11 protein-coding genes and 4 pseudogenes are annotated in these 17267 nt (G+C 46.6%); 5 read left to right on the forward strand and 10 right to left on the reverse strand.

Annotation, left to right across the window (positions count from 1 at the left end; translation table 11 throughout):
- Nucleotides 1-7: 7 nt before the first annotated feature.
- A complete protein-coding gene (locus JCM10512_RS19170; RefSeq protein WP_148298478.1) occupies nt 8-295 on the reverse strand; it encodes a hypothetical protein in 288 nt (95 codons plus the stop codon).
- A gap of 136 nt (nt 296-431) precedes the next feature.
- On the opposite strand from JCM10512_RS19170, the gene JCM10512_RS25255 reads away from it, so the two are divergent.
- The 4 genes and pseudogenes from JCM10512_RS25255 to JCM10512_RS19185 all read left to right on the forward strand — a co-directional run bounded on the left by JCM10512_RS25255 (nt 432) and on the right by JCM10512_RS19185 (nt 5891).
- Entirely contained in the window at nt 432-665 is a 234-nt protein-coding gene (locus JCM10512_RS25255) for a hypothetical protein (protein ID WP_369346506.1), read from the forward strand.
- A gap of 310 nt (nt 666-975) precedes the next feature.
- Nucleotides 976-3200: pseudogene (locus JCM10512_RS19175) on the forward strand (TonB-dependent receptor).
- 101 nt (nt 3201-3301) lie between these two features.
- Nucleotides 3302-3616, forward strand: a complete 315-nt coding sequence (locus JCM10512_RS19180) for a heavy-metal-associated domain-containing protein (RefSeq protein WP_044165406.1) — start codon at nt 3302-3304, stop codon at nt 3614-3616.
- A 63-nt stretch (nt 3617-3679) separates the two neighbouring features.
- Nucleotides 3680-5891, forward strand: a pseudogene (locus JCM10512_RS19185) (heavy metal translocating P-type ATPase).
- Between the two features lie 519 nt (nt 5892-6410).
- Here the strand turns inward: JCM10512_RS19185 and JCM10512_RS19190 are convergent.
- Nucleotides 6411-7160 carry a GNAT family N-acetyltransferase gene (locus tag JCM10512_RS19190; protein WP_044165407.1) on the reverse strand — a complete coding sequence of 250 codons (750 nt, stop codon included), beginning with the start codon at nt 7158-7160 and terminating at the stop codon, nt 6411-6413.
- 814 nt (nt 7161-7974) lie between these two features.
- The gene (locus tag JCM10512_RS19195) at nt 7975-8814 is read right to left on the reverse strand and encodes a helix-turn-helix domain-containing protein (protein WP_044165409.1); all 840 of its coding nucleotides are present in this window, start codon (nt 8812-8814) and stop codon (nt 7975-7977) included.
- 69 nt (nt 8815-8883) lie between these two features.
- Between JCM10512_RS19195 and lipB the strand changes: the two genes are divergently transcribed.
- Nucleotides 8884-9546: a lipoyl(octanoyl) transferase LipB gene (lipB, locus tag JCM10512_RS19200; RefSeq protein ID WP_044165410.1), complete on the forward strand. Its 663-nt coding sequence runs from the start codon at nt 8884-8886 to the stop codon at nt 9544-9546.
- Here the strand turns inward: lipB and JCM10512_RS19205 are convergent.
- The 7 genes and pseudogenes from JCM10512_RS19205 to JCM10512_RS19235 all read right to left on the reverse strand — a co-directional run bounded on the left by JCM10512_RS19205 (nt 9524) and on the right by JCM10512_RS19235 (nt 17267).
- Nucleotides 9524-10462, reverse strand: a complete 939-nt coding sequence (locus tag JCM10512_RS19205; RefSeq protein WP_044165411.1) for a PorV/PorQ family protein — start codon at nt 10460-10462, stop codon at nt 9524-9526. The genes lipB and JCM10512_RS19205 overlap by 23 nt on opposite strands.
- Before the next feature lie 2 nt (nt 10463-10464).
- Nucleotides 10465-12021 carry an N-acetylmuramoyl-L-alanine amidase-like domain-containing protein gene (locus JCM10512_RS19210; protein ID WP_044165413.1) on the reverse strand — a complete coding sequence of 519 codons (1557 nt, stop codon included), beginning with the start codon at nt 12019-12021 and terminating at the stop codon, nt 10465-10467.
- Nucleotide 12022: 1 nt separating this feature from the next.
- A pseudogene (locus tag JCM10512_RS19215) lies at nt 12023-14010 on the reverse strand (OPT family oligopeptide transporter).
- A 91-nt stretch (nt 14011-14101) separates the two neighbouring features.
- Nucleotides 14102-14367, reverse strand: a pseudogene (locus JCM10512_RS19220) (DUF1573 domain-containing protein).
- Nucleotides 14368-14593: 226 nt separating this feature from the next.
- Nucleotides 14594-15193 carry a DUF4923 family protein gene (locus JCM10512_RS19225; RefSeq protein WP_044165414.1) on the reverse strand — a complete coding sequence of 200 codons (600 nt, stop codon included), beginning with the start codon at nt 15191-15193 and terminating at the stop codon, nt 14594-14596.
- Nucleotides 15194-15195: 2 nt separating this feature from the next.
- Nucleotides 15196-15801, reverse strand: coding sequence for a ribosome biogenesis GTP-binding protein YihA/YsxC (gene yihA / locus JCM10512_RS19230; protein WP_044165416.1), 606 nt, complete (start codon nt 15799-15801; stop codon nt 15196-15198).
- An 11-nt stretch (nt 15802-15812) separates the two neighbouring features.
- Complete coding sequence (locus JCM10512_RS19235; protein ID WP_044165417.1) at nt 15813-17267, reverse strand: sodium:solute symporter; 1455 nt, start codon at nt 17265-17267, stop codon at nt 15813-15815.

Raw genomic sequence — 17267 nt, forward strand, 5'->3', positions numbered from 1 at the left:
CCAGACTTTACATTGTTTCTTCGGGGTACTCTCGGATAGAGACTAAATATAGTTTTTTGTTTTCGATTCGCCAGGTGGCTACATACCCTCTCCAGCATCCGGTTGAAGCACTTTTCCTTAAGAGACGCTGACTAACTTTGGTTCTCAACAATGAATCATATTCTATCGGGCAGTCGAGTAATTGCAGGGTATCCTTGTTAATGATAAGGCGATCACCTTCTTGTCCGGTGGCCTTGATCTCTGCCAGAGAGCTTATGCAGCAAAATAGCACGAATAGTAGGTGATGCTTTTTCATTCTGATTCGAGTGTTGGTAAACTTTCCAAATGTAATAAAAAAAGGTTTAACCTAAATGATTAACTCTCAAAAAAAGTGATATTCCTATCTAAAACAGTTGTATTGAACATATTTATCTCTATCTTTGTTTCCTGTTATGATGAAGAAAGTATCTTGCATATTAGCCATAACCCTTTCCATGCTGATTATCTATTCAGGTGTAGGGGTTTCGATCATGCATTACTGCTGTGCCCGGTGCGAAACCGTGCAAAGCTGTTGTGCGGACGATGGTTGCCATAAATGCAAGAAAGATCATGAGTCTGACAAGCATTCATCCAAGAGCTGTAAAGACAAGGTGGATGTACTGCAACTGTTTACAAGGTTGACTTAGCGAAATATGCTGCCGAACAGCAAGTCGTTACTGTGCCTGTAATCACCCTTTTCTGCCAACAACTATCCTACCTGCTGACCTCTGTCGATCTGGGATATGACGCAGATTATACCCGTCTTATCATTCCGCCACCACCTTGCCCCAGGCAGATGTTGGCGCTACACTCCGTACTTATTATTTAGCCACTATTTCATCCTTGGCTCCTTATCCACCTTTTGCACCTATGTTGCACGAGTGAGTGGACCGATTTGCAACAGGGTTGCGGGAGCTTGAAACTAATTTTGCGTATTAAAGTAAAAGATTAGAAAGAATGAAATATATGATAACGCTGCTGTTATCGTTGCTTGCTGCCGGTTCATACGCGCAAGTACGAGGAACAGTGAAAGATAGCTCCGGAGAAGTGATTCCGGGAGCCAATGTGTCCTGGATGAATACCGGACAAGGAGTTACCACCGATCTCGACGGCAATTTCTCGATTGCCAAACCCTCGAAGAGCCATATGCTGGTAGTCAGCTTTATCGGCTTTCAGAACGATACCATTCACGTTGAGAACCGCAAACAAGAGTTGGAAGTCATTCTTCGCGATGGCGTCGAACTGAGTGAAGTACATATCGTAAGTCGCAAGCTGGGGACTATGAAACTTCGCAGCAGTGTGATGAATGAAGACATGATTACCAGTGCCGAACTCAGTCGGGCTGCTTGCTGTAACCTCGGCGAGAGCTTTGTAACCAACCTTCGGTCGACGTAAGTTATTCAGATGCCGCTACGGGAGCCAAACACATTAAACTCTTAGGCCTCTCGGGTACCTATGTACAGATGATGACCGAGAATATACCGAACTATCGGGGAGCGTCCGCACCCTACGGCTTAGGCTATGTGCCCGGTCCGTGGATGCAAAGCATACAAGTTTCCAAGGGAAGTTCCTCCGTCAAGAATGGTTACGAAGCCATTACCGGACAGATCAATGTCGAATTTAAGAAACCGCAGTTGCCCGAAGCCGATTGGGTTTCCGCCAACCTCTTTGCCAGCACCACCAGTCGTTACGAAGCCAATGCGGATGCGACGCTGAAACTATCCAAACGTTGGAGTACCTCGCTGTTGACGCATTACGAGAACGAAACGAAAGTGCATGATAACAACGGCGACGGTTTTGTCGACATCCCTCGGGTAGAGCAATACAACGTATGGAATCGTTGGGCGTATATGGGCGATCATTATGTGTTCCAAGCCGGTTTCAAAGCACTTTCCGAAACCCGTGATAGCGGACAGGAACGTCATGGAGGCATGGCTATGGATTCCGGTGAAGACCTTTATAAAGTAGGTATCGATACCAAACGCTACGAGCTGTTTACCAAAAACGCGTACGTATTTAATAAGGAGAAGAATACCAATCTGGCCTTGATTCTCTCTTCAACGTGGCATGACCAAGATGCTAGCTATGGACGGAAACTCTACAATGTAGATCAGACGAATGTCTACGCGTCTTTGATGTTCGAGACCGAGTTCAATAAGCAGAATAGCCTTTCTACCGGACTGAGTTTCAACTACGATGCGTACGATCAGCACTATCGTTTGGAGAATAAGACCGAGCAACCGCTTACCAAAGCTTTCGATAAAGAAGCAGTCCCCGGAGCCTATGTGCAGTACACGCTGAACCTGGACGACCGCTGGATGATTATGGCAGGCTTACGTGGTGACTATAGCAATGAACATGGATTCTTCGTGACTCCCCGTGCACATATGAAATATACCCCGAATGAGTATGTGAACTTCCGCCTTTCCGCCGGTAAGGGATATCGAACCAATCATGTGTTGGCCGAAAACAACTACCTGCTTTCCAGTAGCCGTAAGGTAAATATTGCCAAGGATCTTGATATGGAAGAGGCGTGGAACTACGGTGCAAGCGTGTCGTCCTATATTCCGATATTCGGAAAGACGCTGAACATCAACGCGGAGTATTACTACACAAACTTCCTCAAACAAGTTGTGGTCGATATGGACAGCAACCCGCATGAGGTAGCGTTCTACAACCTCGACGGACGTTCGTATTCGCACGTGTTTCAGGTCGAAGCCAGCTATCCGTTCTTCAAAGGATTCAACCTGACGGGAGCATACCGTTTGTCGGACGTAAAGAGCACCTACAAAGGAGAGCGGATGGAAAGTCCGTTGACCAGCAAATACAAGGGAATGCTCACCGCTTCGTATCAGACCCCGCTGGGAATCTGGCAGTTTGACGCAACTCTCCAACTGAATGGAGGAGGCCGGATGCCGAACCCGTACACGCTTGCCGATGGTAAATCTTCTTGGGATGCCCGTTATGGAAGCTTCGAACAGCTGAGTATGCAGGTGACTCGTTACTTCCGTCGCTGGTCTATCTACGTGGGAGGGGAGAACCTGACCAACTTCAAGCAGAAGAATCCGATTGTCGACGCGGCTAACCCGTGGGGAGATAACTTCGATTCGACTATGATTTGGGGACCGGTGCACGGCGCGAAAGGATACGTCGGCATCCGTTTCAATCTGGCTCGCAACTAATAAAAAAGATATCGAACGAAGAATCGGTAGTTGGTTACCGATCAGCTATCGGTTTCTTGTTCGACTAAATTCAAATAATCAACCGTAAATAAAGGAACAAAATGAAAACAAAAAGATGGATGACCACTTTCGTGGTGGCTTTGATGGCAACAACTGCCGTATGGGCAAAAGATTTTCGTACAGTCGTATTCAAAGTGTCACAAATGACTTGTGAGAACTGTGAGAAGAAGGTGAAAACCAATATGCGATTTGAAAAGGGCGTGAAAGACCTTGCTGTTGCCTTGAAAGAGAAAACGGTAACGATCACCTTTGATGCCGATAAAACGACTGTGAAGGATTTACAAGCTGGGTTTACTAAGTTCAATTATGCCGCCGAAGTCATAAAAGAGACCAAGGTCGAGGCTAAGAAAAAGTAATCGAACAAAGCCTCATACCCGCTTGTTTTTATTATATCAATCATTTTAATAAAAGACGTTTGTATGGGCAAAATAACAAAGAAGACATTTCCCGTGCTCAATATGCATTGTGCAGGGTGTGCCAACAATGTGGAAAAAACTGTAAAGAAATTGCCGGGGGTGGTTGAAGCCTCCGTCAACTTTGCCACCACTTCGTTGGCTGTGTCTTATGAAAATGAACAATTGACACCCGGTGGAATCCGGGATGCCGTAGTAGCGGCAGGTTACGACCTGATTGTGGAAGAAACACATAAAGAAGAACGCAAAGAAGAAGCGCAACATCAACGTTATATCCGGTTGAAACGGAACGTTATCGGTGCCTGGATTCTGGCTGTGCCCATGCTTGTGCTTTCCATGATCTTCATGCATGCCCCTTACTCGAACGAGATACAAATGCTGCTGGCTCTTCCGGTGATGATCTTCTTTGGCGGATCATTCTATACCGGAGCCTGGAAACAGGCTAAGATGGGTCGCAGCAACATGGATACACTGGTAGCGTTGAGCACAAGTATCGCTTTTCTGTTTAGTGTGTTCAATACTTTCTTCCCCGAGTTCTGGTATGCTCGCGGACTCGAACCGCACGTTTATTATGAAGCGTCCGTTGTCATTATCGCTTTTGTGCTTACCGGCAAGCTGATGGAAGAGCGTGCCAAGGGGAACACATCAGCGGCTATCCGTAAACTGATGGGACTTCAACCGAAAGTAGCACGGGCACTTCGAAATGGTGTGGAAGAAGACATTCTGATCGAAGAGTTGCAAGTCGGCGATCTGGTGGTCGTTCGTCCCGGCGAACAGATTCCGGTCGATGGTGTGCTGACCGAAGGAGAGTCGTATGTCGACGAAAGTATGATTAGCGGTGAGCCGCTTCCGGTAGATAAAAAGGTAGGCGGTAAGGTGCTTGCCGGAACGATCAACCAGCGTGGATCATTCGTAATCAAGGCCTCGCAGGTAGGCAGTGAAACGGTGTTGGCGCGTATCATTCAGATGGTGCAGGAAGCTCAGGGCAGCAAAGCCCCTGTGCAACGTATTGTCGACCGTATCACAGGGATCTTTGTTCCCGTGGTATTGGGTATTGCGCTGCTCACCTTTGCGTTGTGGCTACTTATCGGTGGTCAGGAATACATCTCGCATGCGGTGCTGTCGGCTGTCTCGGTACTGGTTATCGCCTGTCCGTGTGCCTTGGGATTGGCTACGCCTACGGCGCTGATGGTTGGCATCGGCAAGGCAGCGGGGCAACATATCCTGATCAAAGACGCGGTGGCTCTCGAGCAGATGCGGAAGGTGAATGTGGTTGTTCTCGATAAGACCGGAACATTGACCGAGGGGCGTCCCACGGTGACCGGATGGTTATGGGCGCAAGAGCAACAGCCACACTATAAAGATATTCTGTTGGCAGCTGAGATGAAGTCCGAACATCCTTTGGCAGGGGCTATTGTGAATGCTTTGCAGGCAGAAGAACAGGTTAAACCTGCTGTCTTGGAACGTTTCGATAGCATCACCGGAAAAGGGGTGAAGGTCTCTTATGAAGGGCATACCTATTGGTGGGTAGCCATAAGTTGCTGAAGGATTTCAACGCGCCGATTTCGGATGCGATGGCGGAGTCACTGGTACAATACAGTACAGCCGGAAATGGAATTATCTATTTCGGTTGCGAGAATGAACTGTTGGCTATCCTTGCTGTGTCCGATCCGCTAAAGCCGACTTCCGCGGAAGCGATCAAAGAGCTGAAGCAACAAGGCATCGATGTTTATATGCTCACCGGAGATGGTCACCGGACCGCTCAGGCAGTTGCCGGACGTTTGGGAATCGAGCACTTCGTAGCCGATGCGTTGCCGAACGATAAGGCTGAATTTGTGCGTGAGTTGCAATTACAGGGAAAGACTGTTGCCATGGTAGGCGATGGGATTAACGATTCGCAGGCTTTGGCTTTGGCTGACGTCAGCATAGCATGGGAAAAGGGACGGATATTGCCATGGATGTGGCGATGGTGACCTTGATGACTTCCGATTTGTTGTTGCTTCCCAAGGCATTCAACTTATCGAAGCAGACCGTCAAGCTGATTCACCAGAACCTTTTCTGGGCGTTTATCTACAACCTGATCGGCATTCCGATAGCAGCCGGGATACTTTTCCCGTTGAATGGTTTGTTACTCAACCCGATGCTGGCAAGTGCTGCGATGGCTTTTTCAAGTGTAAGTGTGGTACTTAACTCCCTAAGTCTGAGTCGCAGAAAGTAACCTGACATCCGTTGTGATAGGAATTATAGTTAAGGGGCTGACTAATACTTTTTAGTCAGCCCTTTCTGCATATATCCGAGGGCATTTGGTTCTGAATTGAAAGTGCATCCTCCAATCAAAGCTATCAAACCGGATTATTTCATCACTTTAGGTGCAAGTCGGTTTCCTCAAACATTGCAGCCTATGGATAAAGAAGAAGCCATTGGTGAGATTCTCGGTTGTTAAGTTTACAAATTCAGTAGTCGCATACGTCGGACAAAGAAGAAACAGGCTGTTCAAGGATGTGACTTGCTTGCGTAACCCTGGAAGCTAATGCTTCTCTTTGCGCCTTTGTTTGCAGTTTATCGGGTTGACCTTTACTTTATTTGATACATTGGTAAGTAACGAGATTGATCCGGTCTGTTTTCCCCTAAATAGGCGAAAGCTCTACTTACCTAATCGGTAAGAGTTATGAGAGTTAGCCAAGATTGTGTGGCAATCGGTTAGACAGCGATCTTGCAGTAAAGCCACTGTCGCAGTTTACTTATCGAGTATTCTCTTTAAGTAAGCGGCATCTAACAGATTCACTGTTACGAATTTCCCTTTGTAAAACACACCCCAGTTGTTGAATACACAAGGCAATTCCTTTGCTTTTTGTAGCGTATCCACTTGAATTAACGATACAGGAATGTCATTCGTTTCGCAATGTTGTTTGATCATCTCCATATTTTGATAGATAAAGGGGCATTGCATGTCATAATAAATGGTCAGCTCCTTGCTTTCAATCTCTTCCCTTTTCGCATTCTGCGCGAACTTTGGTGTGGTTCCGTCAAAAGAAAGTGCAAGCAATTCATATCCGTTATCGGTCGTGTCGACCACCTCAAAGCCTACTCTCTTCGCAAATGATTGGTCGGAAAGCCATGACTTCTGTTTCTGGGCTCCAAGCATACAAATACCGGATTTACCCTTTGCTTTGGCATCGGCTATACAGTACTCCATCAGTGCCTTTCCATATCCTTTTCCTTTGTGACTGCCCAAAATCCAGAGGCAATACAGGTAATAGTAGTTGTCGCCAATGATGGGGACCCAAGCTGTTTCAAGCGGAGCATACTCAATAAAGACCGTACCTTTCACGTTTAACTTCCTAAAGACATGGCCTTCACCGAGTCGGTCGGCAAGCCATTGTCGCTTTGCTTCAACACCCGGATGTAGCTTTTTACTGCGGATAATGCAGCATAAGTGCTCATCAGGCAGATTCTCTGCTGTTAAGTTTATAAATTCAGTATTCATAAGTATCCTCGCTTCAAGTTAGGTATAGACAATCAACCGGTGGATATCGCAACGTTTGACTCTCATGTTCGATTGATTGTGAGATGCAAATGTATCGAATTTATGCGGATTCTTACGATGTCCGGTTGAAAATAAGCGTCCCGATTTGTAAAAAACACCGCTTCTTTTACTCAGATTGCTCGCTTTGTTTCTTCCTGTCAATGCGGTGTCACGGCAGTGCCTTCTATATGTCACAACTGTGCCAACGCCTTGGCACTGCCTGAAACTCCTATTCTTTTGCTGATCTTCCGATAGGGATGCGAGGCGAAACGTTTGCTTGTCAACTACCGTGAAGAAGGATTGCCGGGCAACTAAAAACGAACGTTCAAATTGCTTCTGCCAACCCGATATCACGCACTGCCTGAAACTCCTATTCTTTTGCTGATCTTCCGATAGGGATGCGAGGCGAAACGTTTGCTTGTCAACTACCGTGAAGAAGGATGACCGGACAACTAAAAACGACCGCTCAATTTGCTTGAGTGAACGGGTCTATTTGCTCAAGTACACCGCTTAATTTGCTTGAGTACATTGGTGTAGTTGGGCAAGTGTACGGGTCAACTTAGTCAAGTACATGAGTTAACCTGGTCAACTACATAGGTCAATTTACTCCAATTGACCGCTTGTTTTTAGAGAAATCAGCAGCCGATCACCTTGGCTTACGAGATGAGACCCTTTTGGGTTATCTTTATGATAAGGACGATGAGCAAGCAACAAACGTGCTCAATCGTATGTAATCCACCGGAAAACTCCTTGATATGGGAAAGATACCGCCCGATTAGCTGTTTCGGAACTCCAACGGAGTCATCCCGACATAGCGTTTGAAGTATTTACCGAAGAAAGACGCGCTGGGAAAATTGAGTGAATAAGCTATCTCCTGAATAGTCAAATGAGTTGACTTCAACTTCGCTTTGGCATCCATGGTGACCACATAGGCAATCGTTTCCAAGACCCCCGAACCTGTAACCAGCTTCACCGTAGCACTTAGATGTTGAGGGGAGATGCCGAGTCGATCCGCATAAAATTGTACGCGGCGTTCGGTTTGATAGTGCTGAGAAATGAGTTGAATCAGTTCCTGACAGATCTCCTTTTTCCGGTTCGAACTATCGTTGCCCCACGGATATTTCCTGTAAATCAGGCGAACGCTGGTCAGAATAGCTTGCAAAGATATATCGGCTACTTCGGGATCGATTTCAAAGGAGTCGTTGCACGAAACGCGTGCCAACAAAGAAAAGTAATCTTTCAGATAACTTGCGATATCCTCCGACAGATGCATCACCGGTTGCTCCATGAATTTGGGATACGCGTCTCCGATAGCCCGGATCAAATTAGCACGCCCTACACAGCTCGATGAGAAGCCGACAAAGCGCAGGCTGACTTTCTCTGTCTTTTCCTGAAACTGAATAATCGTACCCGGCAAAAGCGTTATAATATCATTGGGACGTACCTCGTAGTCGAGCAGATTGATCGAGACTTTCATCGATCCTTCATTGCAAATAGCGATAATACAAGCTTGCAGGCGGCAAGATTGTTTATAGATGTTCAAAACGTCTTCGGTGACATTTGTCCATGCAAGCACTTCTCTGGGTAGGTCTACCTGGGGGAAATCCATTTTCATGAGTTAAGTCGTATTATATTCCGTGAGCAAATGTACAAAAAATCTCTTTATTTTTTTACCTTTGCTAGCATGAAAGCAGTATTTGTTGATTGGGGCCGGATTCCCTATGCCGAAGCATGGGAACGGCAAACAGAATGGTTCCATGCGCTTGTCGAGGCAAAAGCACAGCAAGAAGCCTGTGATAATCGGATTATCCTATGCGAACACCCACATGTCTATACGTTGGGGCGTAGTGGGAAGGAGAATAATATGCTCTTGAATGAGGCACAGCTCAAGGCGATTGACGCAACCCTCTATCACATCGATCGGGGAGGAGATATCACCTATCACGGTCCGGGACAGTTGGTCTGTTATCCGATCCTGAATCTGGAAGAGTTTCATTTGGGATTGAAACAGTATGTGCACTTGCTCGAAGAAGCTGTTATCCGTGTTTGTGCCGTTTATGGCATTCAAGCCGGGCGATTGGATAAGGCCACCGGAGTCTGGTTGGAAGGAGATACGCCCCGTGCCCGTAAGATTTGTGCGATTGGGGTGAGAAGCAGTCATTTTGTGACCATGCACGGACTGGCCTTCAATGTAAATACCGACTTGAAATACTTTAGCTATATCCACCCTTGTGGGTTTATTGACAAAGGTGTTACTTCACTTCGTCAAGAGTTGAAACGTGAAGTCTCAATGGACGAAGTGAAGCAACACCTTCAGACTGAACTTACAAAACTACTGCAACGCTAACTTGCCAGGCATTACGCATGAAGCTGGTTTTGCTTCCCAATGCGTAAGAGAAATCGGCACGTACCGGGATAGGCCAGAAGCGCACGCCGCATCCCAGTGTTCCGTAGTTTCCAACTCCTTTATCTTTATCGCCGAAATGGTATCCGGCTCTTGCTACACCGTATTTCAGGAAACTGTATTCGGCTCCGATGCCAGCTTGTAAATGACGGTATTCGGAAGGAAGCAGATAGTTGAGATCGAGAGCTACTTGTAGTTCATGATCCATGCTAAACGGCAAATCCACCGAACCTCCTAAACCGAGTCGGGCAGGAAGTTTTTGTCCATCTAACTTAGGTCCCAGATTAGCTGCTTGGAAACCAATTGTCCACGAAGCGTACTCATCCAGAATAGCCATGTTGCGATGGTAACTCGCTCCCAGATCTACACAGAATGTATTTTCACTGTCTACTCTTTTATCGACTTTAGTCTGCAAGTAACGCAAGGTTAACGATGCGGAAAGGTTCTTGGCAATGGTTCTGAAATAGGCTGCTTCCAAAGCCCATGCACGCGGACGATACAAATCAATGCCTTCTACTCCGTAGTCTGCTTGCTTGAAATGCCGGTAACCTACCGTAAAACCGTGTTTACCTTCACGTCCGATGCGATAGAAGAGCGAAGCACTGTGTATCGCACCTCCTCGGTCTATATCGGCATACGAATAAGTTCCTCCCATTACTTCTTCCGAAAAAGCGATGGTAGAAGCATTGTGGAAGATAGCGATACTACCATTGTCGGTCGTTGCTAATCCTGTACCTCCCATACCTGCCGATTGGGCATCCGGAGTAAGATCAAGAAAAGAAGCATTGGCTACTTCTTGCGCTCCCGCCAGAGCCGGCAATAAGCATGATGCGAGAAGAATAAGTTTTACTCGTTTCATAGTTAGTTGTTTTTAGTGTGAGACATCCGGACGACACGTATGCCTGTCCACGATTTATGATTACTCAGCATCCGACTGAGCGGTTCGTCACTGATGACTACTTTACCCAGCGAAGAAGATGCGTGAAGCAGATGCAACTTTCCGTCCTGATAGTCGGCTATGCCTACATGCGCTATATCCAGTCCCTGTTGGTTGGTCGTAATGGCAATGAGGTCCCCTGCTTCGATCCAAGGCAAACCTGCATCGGGCAACTTCGCTTTCGGCAACCAATGCACTTGCTTACCCGAAAGAGCCTTTTCATAGCCAGCCATCCGTTTCACATTCTCAGGTGATCCGGCTAATTGCTTGTATTGATTGGCGTGTGTCGACATATAGGAGACAGCCAACTTCATCGTCTGCGAGCTATGCGCAGCCGTTACATCGGTCAGGAACCCTTGACGAACACCATTCTCAATCCAGTCGGATGTATAGTGCAAGCGGGAAGGATACCCATCGATTATGCCGTCACGGTAGCGAATCTTTTGCAAGTTATCAGTAAAAGAAGAACCGAGAGCCTGTGCCAGCACATATTCGATGAAAGTCAGGCAGTCCACCGTCTGAGTTTGGACGATCAGTTTCTCTTCTTTCTCTCCATCGAGCGTATTGGCTACATACTTCGTTCCCAAATAACCGGTTCCGATTCTCAATACCGGATTCGATTCTTTCGGGAAGACAACGCCTTCTTTCAACCACTTCTCCAACTCCTGTGTCCACTCTTTCTTGTACGTGAAATTGTCGCGATACCCCCATCCATGTCCTCCCGTTGGGTAGATATGAAGAGATGCCGGGACGTTGTTCTTTTGCAAAGCAAGGTAATAGTTCACGCCATTGGAGGGAGGCACGGAGCCATCGTCAGAAGAGAGTGCAATGAAGGCTTGTGGAGTGTCGGCGGTTACTTGCAACTCGTTGGAGAACCTACGTATCTCTTCGGCCGTCGGATTCTTGCCTAATAAGGCAGTACGGGAACCTCCATGCGTGTTTTGTTGCATGGTGACTACCGGATAAAGTAAAATCTGAAAGTCCGGACGGATTTCGTTGTCGTAGCAGGTGGCAAGGGTAGAAGCTAAATGCCCTCCGGCAGACGCTCCCATGATACCTACTTTATACGGATCGATCTGCCATTCTCCGGCATGTTGCCGTACCAACCGTATGGCTTGCTTGGCATCCGAAAGAGGTACTTCGCCGTGTCCGTTTGGCATGCGATACTTCAATACGGCATACGTGATGCCCTGTCCGCAAAACCAGGAAGCCATATCATGTCCTTCGTGATCCATAGCCAACCGACTGTAACCTCCACCGGGGCACATGATGATAGCCATCCCATTCGACTTTGCAGCCCGATAGACAGTCAGGGTAGGGTGGGTGACGTTGCTAATCCGGTTCGGTTGCAGTTCTTGTTCTTCTCCGGTAAGCCCATTCGAGTTAGGAGCACCGTCGGGCCATAAAACAAGCTCGACGGGCTGTTGCGCAAATACCATTGCAGACATAAGTGATACTATCATGAATAAAACAGACCTCATATTATTTTACTTTCATGGAAGCTTTGATAAAGTAAAGGATCAAGAATGCATATGCTCCTAATGCTAACACTTCGGACCATGTATTGTTCAGCCATGCGTCGTTTACCAAATTGATGCCTCCGAAACGCATAGCCGCACTTACAACACCCATCAGGCACCTCCTGCGATAAAGCCGGAAGCCAACAGGGTTCCTTTTTCTCCTCTTTCGGTATTCAGAGCAGTGTCTTTACTACGTGAGGTTACGTACCAGTTAACAGCTCCACCGACTACCAACGGAACGTTTAGTTCGAGCGGAATAAACATACCCAATGCAAAAGCAAGTGCCGGGATTTTGAGGAATGTCAGCGCGATGGCCAGGATAGCTCCTATACCGTAAAGCAACCAAGGAGCACCGACACCACTCATCAACGGTTCGATAACCGCTGCCATGGCGTTTGCTTGTGGGGCAGCGAGTGCGCCACTTGTAAAACCGTATGTTTTGTTCAGGATAATCATAACGCCACCTACCGTAGCAGCCGAAACGATTGTTCCGAGGAACTTCCAGGTCTGCTGTTTGGCAGGGCTACTTCCCAACCAATAACCAATCTTCAGGTCGGTAATGAAACCTCCTGCCATAGATAGTGCCGTACAAACGACTCCACCCATAACCAACGCGGCAACCATTCCCGAAGGACCTTTCAACCCGATAGCTACCATGACGACCGAAGCCAGAATGAGTGTCATCAGGGTCATGCCCGATACCGGGTTCGTTCCTACGATGGCAATCGCATTGGCGGCAACTGTTGTAAACAGGAACGTAATACCTGCCACAAGTATGATAGCAACCACTGTATGCAGTATGTTGCCTTGCATGATGTCGAAATAGAAGAACAGGGTAACCAGTATCAGTGTGATGATCGAACCGATCGCAATGACTTTCATCGATAAGTCACGCTGCGTGCGTACGATATCTTTCTCTACATTTCCTTTACCGCCCATCTCTTTGGCAGCCAGGCTAACCGCACTTTTGATGATGCCCCATGAACGGATAATACCGATCACACCGGCCATTGCGATACCGCCGATACCGATACTCTTCGCGTAATACTTAAAGATCTCCTCCGGACTCATGGAACCTACAGTTGCCGTGATCTCCGGATTCCACGCGTTGAGTACACTGTCGCCCCAAATGGCCGACATACCCGGAACGATGATCCACCATACAGCCAACGAACCGGCGCAGATGATGGAAGCGTATTTCAAACCAACAATGTATCCCAGACCTAAGATGGCGGCTCCTGTGTTGACTTTGAACACCAATTTAGCTTTCTCTGCCAACATTTCACCTGCACTGCATACGCGTGTGGTGAAGTTTTCGTTCCACCAGCCGAAGGTAGCGACGATAAAGTCGTAGAGTCCGCCGATTATACCGGCCATTAAGAGGGGTTTCGCCTGGCTTCCTCCTTTTTCACCGGATACAAGCACCTGTGTGGTTGCCGTTGCTTCCGGGAAAGGGTATTGACCATGCATATCGCTTACGAAATATTTTCTGAAAGGAATCAAGAATAGAATACCCAATACACCACCCAACAGCGAACTGATGAATACTTGCATGAAAGTAACCGTCATCTCGGGATATTTGGATTGAAGGATATAAAGAGCGGGAAGAGTGAAGATAGCTCCGGCAACAATAACTCCTGAGCAGGCTCCTATGGATTGGATAATCACGTTTTCGCCCAATGCGTTCTTTCTTTTGGCTGCTCCGGAAACTCCTACGGCAATAATCGCAATTGGAATGGCAGCTTCAAAAACTTGTCCTACCTTTAAGCCTAAATAGGCAGCAGCGGCGGAAAAGAGGATGGCCATTGCGATACCCCATGTTACCGACCAGAAGTTAACTTCTGGGTAATTCTTTGAGGGGTCCATAAGCGGATTGTACACTTCTCCGGGTTTTAATTCCCTAAACGCATTCTCGGGCAAGCCGGTGAATTTGTCTTCTTCTTGTTTCATACTTTTTAGTAGTTTATGTTTATAGCGTTCAAAGTAAGCAAAAAAAAAGGAGAATCAAAAGATTCTCCTTTACGATGTTATCTGTTTTTTCTTATTTCGCATCCTTCGCTTTCATATCACCTTCAATATAGAGGCGTATCATTTCAGTTTTGGCGTTGGTCCGTAAAGTGATTGACTTTTTGAAATGTCCCGGATACTTTCCTGTTCCGTTGTATGTGACTTTGATCGTTCCTTTTTTACCTGGCATAATCGGCTCTTTTGTATATTCGGGCACAGCGCATCCACAGGAGCAACCGCTTGGTGAATCACCAAAGGAGCATCGCCAATATTCGTAAATGTGAACTCACAGTTTACCACCGGACTGTTTTCAGAAAAGGTTCCAAAGTCGTGTGTGGTCTTGTCGAACTTGATATCAGCATTCGTTTGTGCGGAAGCAAAACTTACTCCCACTACCAACATAGCCATTAAAAAGAGTATTTTTCTCATATTTCCTTCTTTTTTGATTACAAGCGACAAAGTTAGTCCTTTTTCCCTTAAATATGTCTTTTGGTGTGCGAAATTGTATTAAACAATGTGAGTTTTACTATTTTCGTAGATCAAAACCAAGCATCATGCCATCATATTGATCTGCTAGCGAACTTACGGTTTTCAGTGCGGCACTGCTGCTTTTGCTTCCGAGGAAGGCCATAATCTTTAGTAATTTATCAGAATTGAACAGCAATTCCATTGATCCGGAAGAGCAGTTTACCTTCGCATTCATATTCAACAGGCGAAGGTAAGTGAGGTTTACCTGCTTCGTCTTAGCGTTGTACGAATAGGTTCCGTTCATCTTTTTCTTGCCTACAGTGCTTGTAAAGGTACTATCGGCATTGAATGTAAAGCTCATCTGTCCGTCTTTGATACCGATCTTGCTCAGTTGCTCGTTCATTTTGCTTTCGGCTATTGCGGAAGCGGCGGCTCCTCCGGCTTGCATCAACAGGTTGTCTGACTCGAACTCTACGGCCGAACCGCGATAAGTCCATGTACCTATCATGTTGATCGCTTCTGTTTTGCCGGTCACTGCGCTGACTACTTTGGAAATATTGTCTTTGTTGAACAAATCTGTCCAGGATTGTGCCTGGATGGTTGTGGTTGTAAATAACGATATGGCCATGAGGGCCAATGATAAAACACTCTTTTTCATTTCTACTTTATATTAAGTACATTATTAATATGCTCGATGTAATCCAAAAGCTCGGTTCTTCCCACGCGATCTTCCGCCGAAGTGATAAAGTAGGGAGGAAGTTCTTCCCATTGCTTTTTCAGTTCCCGCAAATAGTTTGCAACCGATGTCTTCAATCGTCCGCCTTTAAGCTTATCTGCTTTGGTAAAGATGATGGCGAAAGGGATGCTGTTATTGCCTAGCCATTCGAAGAATTCCAAATCAATCTTTTGGGGTTCGTGTCGACTGTCGATCAAAACAAACAAGTTCGACATTTGTTCTCTTTCCAGGATATAATCTTCGATAATGGTACGTATTTGTTCCTGGCCTTTCAGTCCGCGTCGGGCATAGCCATAACCGGGTAGATCGACAATATGCCAATTGTGGTTGATTAGAAAGTGATTGATGAGCATGGTCTTACCGGGGGTGGAAGAGGTCATTGCCAATCCTTTCCGACCGGTAAGCATATTGATCAGGCTTGACTTCCCTACATTGGAACGTCCTATAAAAGCGTATTCAGGGAGTGTACCCGCCGGACATTTCTTCACGTCCGTGTTGCTGATTACAAACTCAGCACTTGTTATTTCCATATTTTTATTCTTTAATTCGTTTTGTTTAATTGATAACGAGACGACATCATCCACATGCCGGCAAACGTTAACGCCCCGTTGAGCATCAGTAATTCGTAGCCAAACTTATAGCCGGTGGTTCGGTACATCCACCAGTCGATTGCATAGCATAGTATCGGTGAAGTTACGGCAACCAGCGGAACCCAACGGTCTCTGGTGGCTCTTTTGGTAAATAAGCCGAAGGCGAACATACCCAACAGCGGACCGTAGGTATAAGATGCTATGATGTAGATGGTGTCAATAACACTTTGATGATTCAAAAGTTCGATCAGGCAGATGAAGACGATTAGCAGAATCGACAAAAGGAAATGAGTCTTTTTCCTTTTCCGTCGGGCTACTTCCTCCGTATCTTTCTCCGTGTCGAGTAGGTCTACGCAGACACTGGTAGTCATCGCTGTCAACGCTGAATCGGAGTTGCTAAACGCCGCGGCAATGATACCGATGGTGAAAAAGATAATAACCGATTGTCCCAGGTAACCCTGCGAAGCAAACATCGGTAGGATATCGTCGTTCATCGGTGGAAGTTCCAAATGCATCTGATAGGCCAAGGCAAGCAATAGGATGCCCAGGCTGAGAAATAGAAAGTTCAACGGAATGAAGGAGAAACCGGTGCAATACATATTCTTTTGTGCTTCGCGCAGACTGCGGCAGGATAGGTTCTTTTGCATCATGTCCTGATCGAGTCCGGTCATCACAATGACAATGAATATTCCGCTAAAGAACTGCTTGAAGAAGTTTTGGCGGGACATCCAATCGTCGAACACAAAGATGCGACTGTACTCGCTATGGGTAATGGTGTGCGTAATACCGCTAAAGTCCATGTCCAGTCTTTGTATCGTGAAATAGATGATGCAGATTAACGCCGCAATCAGACAGAATGTTTGCAGGGCGTCTGTCCACACAATTGTTTTTATTCCGCTCTTATTCGTGTATAGCCATACCAGAACGACCGATCCCACAGCGATACACCAAAACGGTACGTTCATCGACTGGAATACATAGGTATGAAGAATCAGGCAGACCAGATAAAGTTTGGCGGCGGTTCCCAACATGCGTGAGAGCAGAAAGAAAAAGGAGCCGGTGCGGTAGGTCTGCATGCCGATACGATTGCCCAGATAGCCGTATATGCTTGTCAGGTTCAGCCGATAATAAATAGGGAGTAGGAGGTGGGCTACCACCATATATCCGAAGAAGAATCCGAAAACCGTTTGCATATACGTCATGTCCATCCCGCGTACCATGCCTGGGACCGATACGAACGTGACGCCGGAGATCGAAGCACCTATCATACCAAACGATACCACATACCAGGGGGACTTGTTTTCTCCCTTGAAAAATGCAGCGTTCGAACCGCCTTTGCGTCCCGTAACGCGGGCTATAAGCAGCAGTATCGTAAAATAGCAAACGATGGTGATAAATACGATCAT

Source organism: Bacteroides reticulotermitis JCM 10512, from assembly GCF_000517545.1.
GTDB classification, from domain to species: Bacteria; Bacteroidota; Bacteroidia; order Bacteroidales; family Bacteroidaceae; genus Bacteroides; species Bacteroides reticulotermitis.

Bases quoted from the DNA above. Each gene is read 5' to 3' on its own strand.
- JCM10512_RS19195 (WP_044165409.1), bottom strand. From the start codon at position 8,814: ATGAAAATGGATTTCCCCCAGGTAGACCTACCCAGAGAAGTGCTTGCA.
- yihA (WP_044165416.1), bottom strand. From the start codon at position 15,801: ATGGAAATAACAAGTGCTGAGTTTGTAATCAGCAACACGGACGTGAAG.
- JCM10512_RS19210 (WP_044165413.1), bottom strand. From the start codon at position 12,021: ATGAGGTCTGTTTTATTCATGATAGTATCACTTATGTCTGCAATGGTA.
- JCM10512_RS19225 (WP_044165414.1), bottom strand. From the start codon at position 15,193: ATGAAAAAGAGTGTTTTATCATTGGCCCTCATGGCCATATCGTTATTT.
- JCM10512_RS19170 (WP_148298478.1), bottom strand. From the start codon at position 295: ATGAAAAAGCATCACCTACTATTCGTGCTATTTTGCTGCATAAGCTCT.
- lipB (WP_044165410.1), top strand. From the start codon at position 8,884: ATGAAAGCAGTATTTGTTGATTGGGGCCGGATTCCCTATGCCGAAGCA.
- JCM10512_RS19235 (WP_044165417.1), bottom strand. From the start codon at position 17,267: ATGATCGTATTTATCACCATCGTTTGCTATTTTACGATACTGCTGCTT.
- JCM10512_RS19190 (WP_044165407.1), bottom strand. From the start codon at position 7,160: ATGAATACTGAATTTATAAACTTAACAGCAGAGAATCTGCCTGATGAG.
- JCM10512_RS19205 (WP_044165411.1), bottom strand. From the start codon at position 10,462: ATGAAACGAGTAAAACTTATTCTTCTCGCATCATGCTTATTGCCGGCT.
- JCM10512_RS25255 (WP_369346506.1), top strand. From the start codon at position 432: ATGATGAAGAAAGTATCTTGCATATTAGCCATAACCCTTTCCATGCTG.
- JCM10512_RS19180 (WP_044165406.1), top strand. From the start codon at position 3,302: ATGAAAACAAAAAGATGGATGACCACTTTCGTGGTGGCTTTGATGGCA.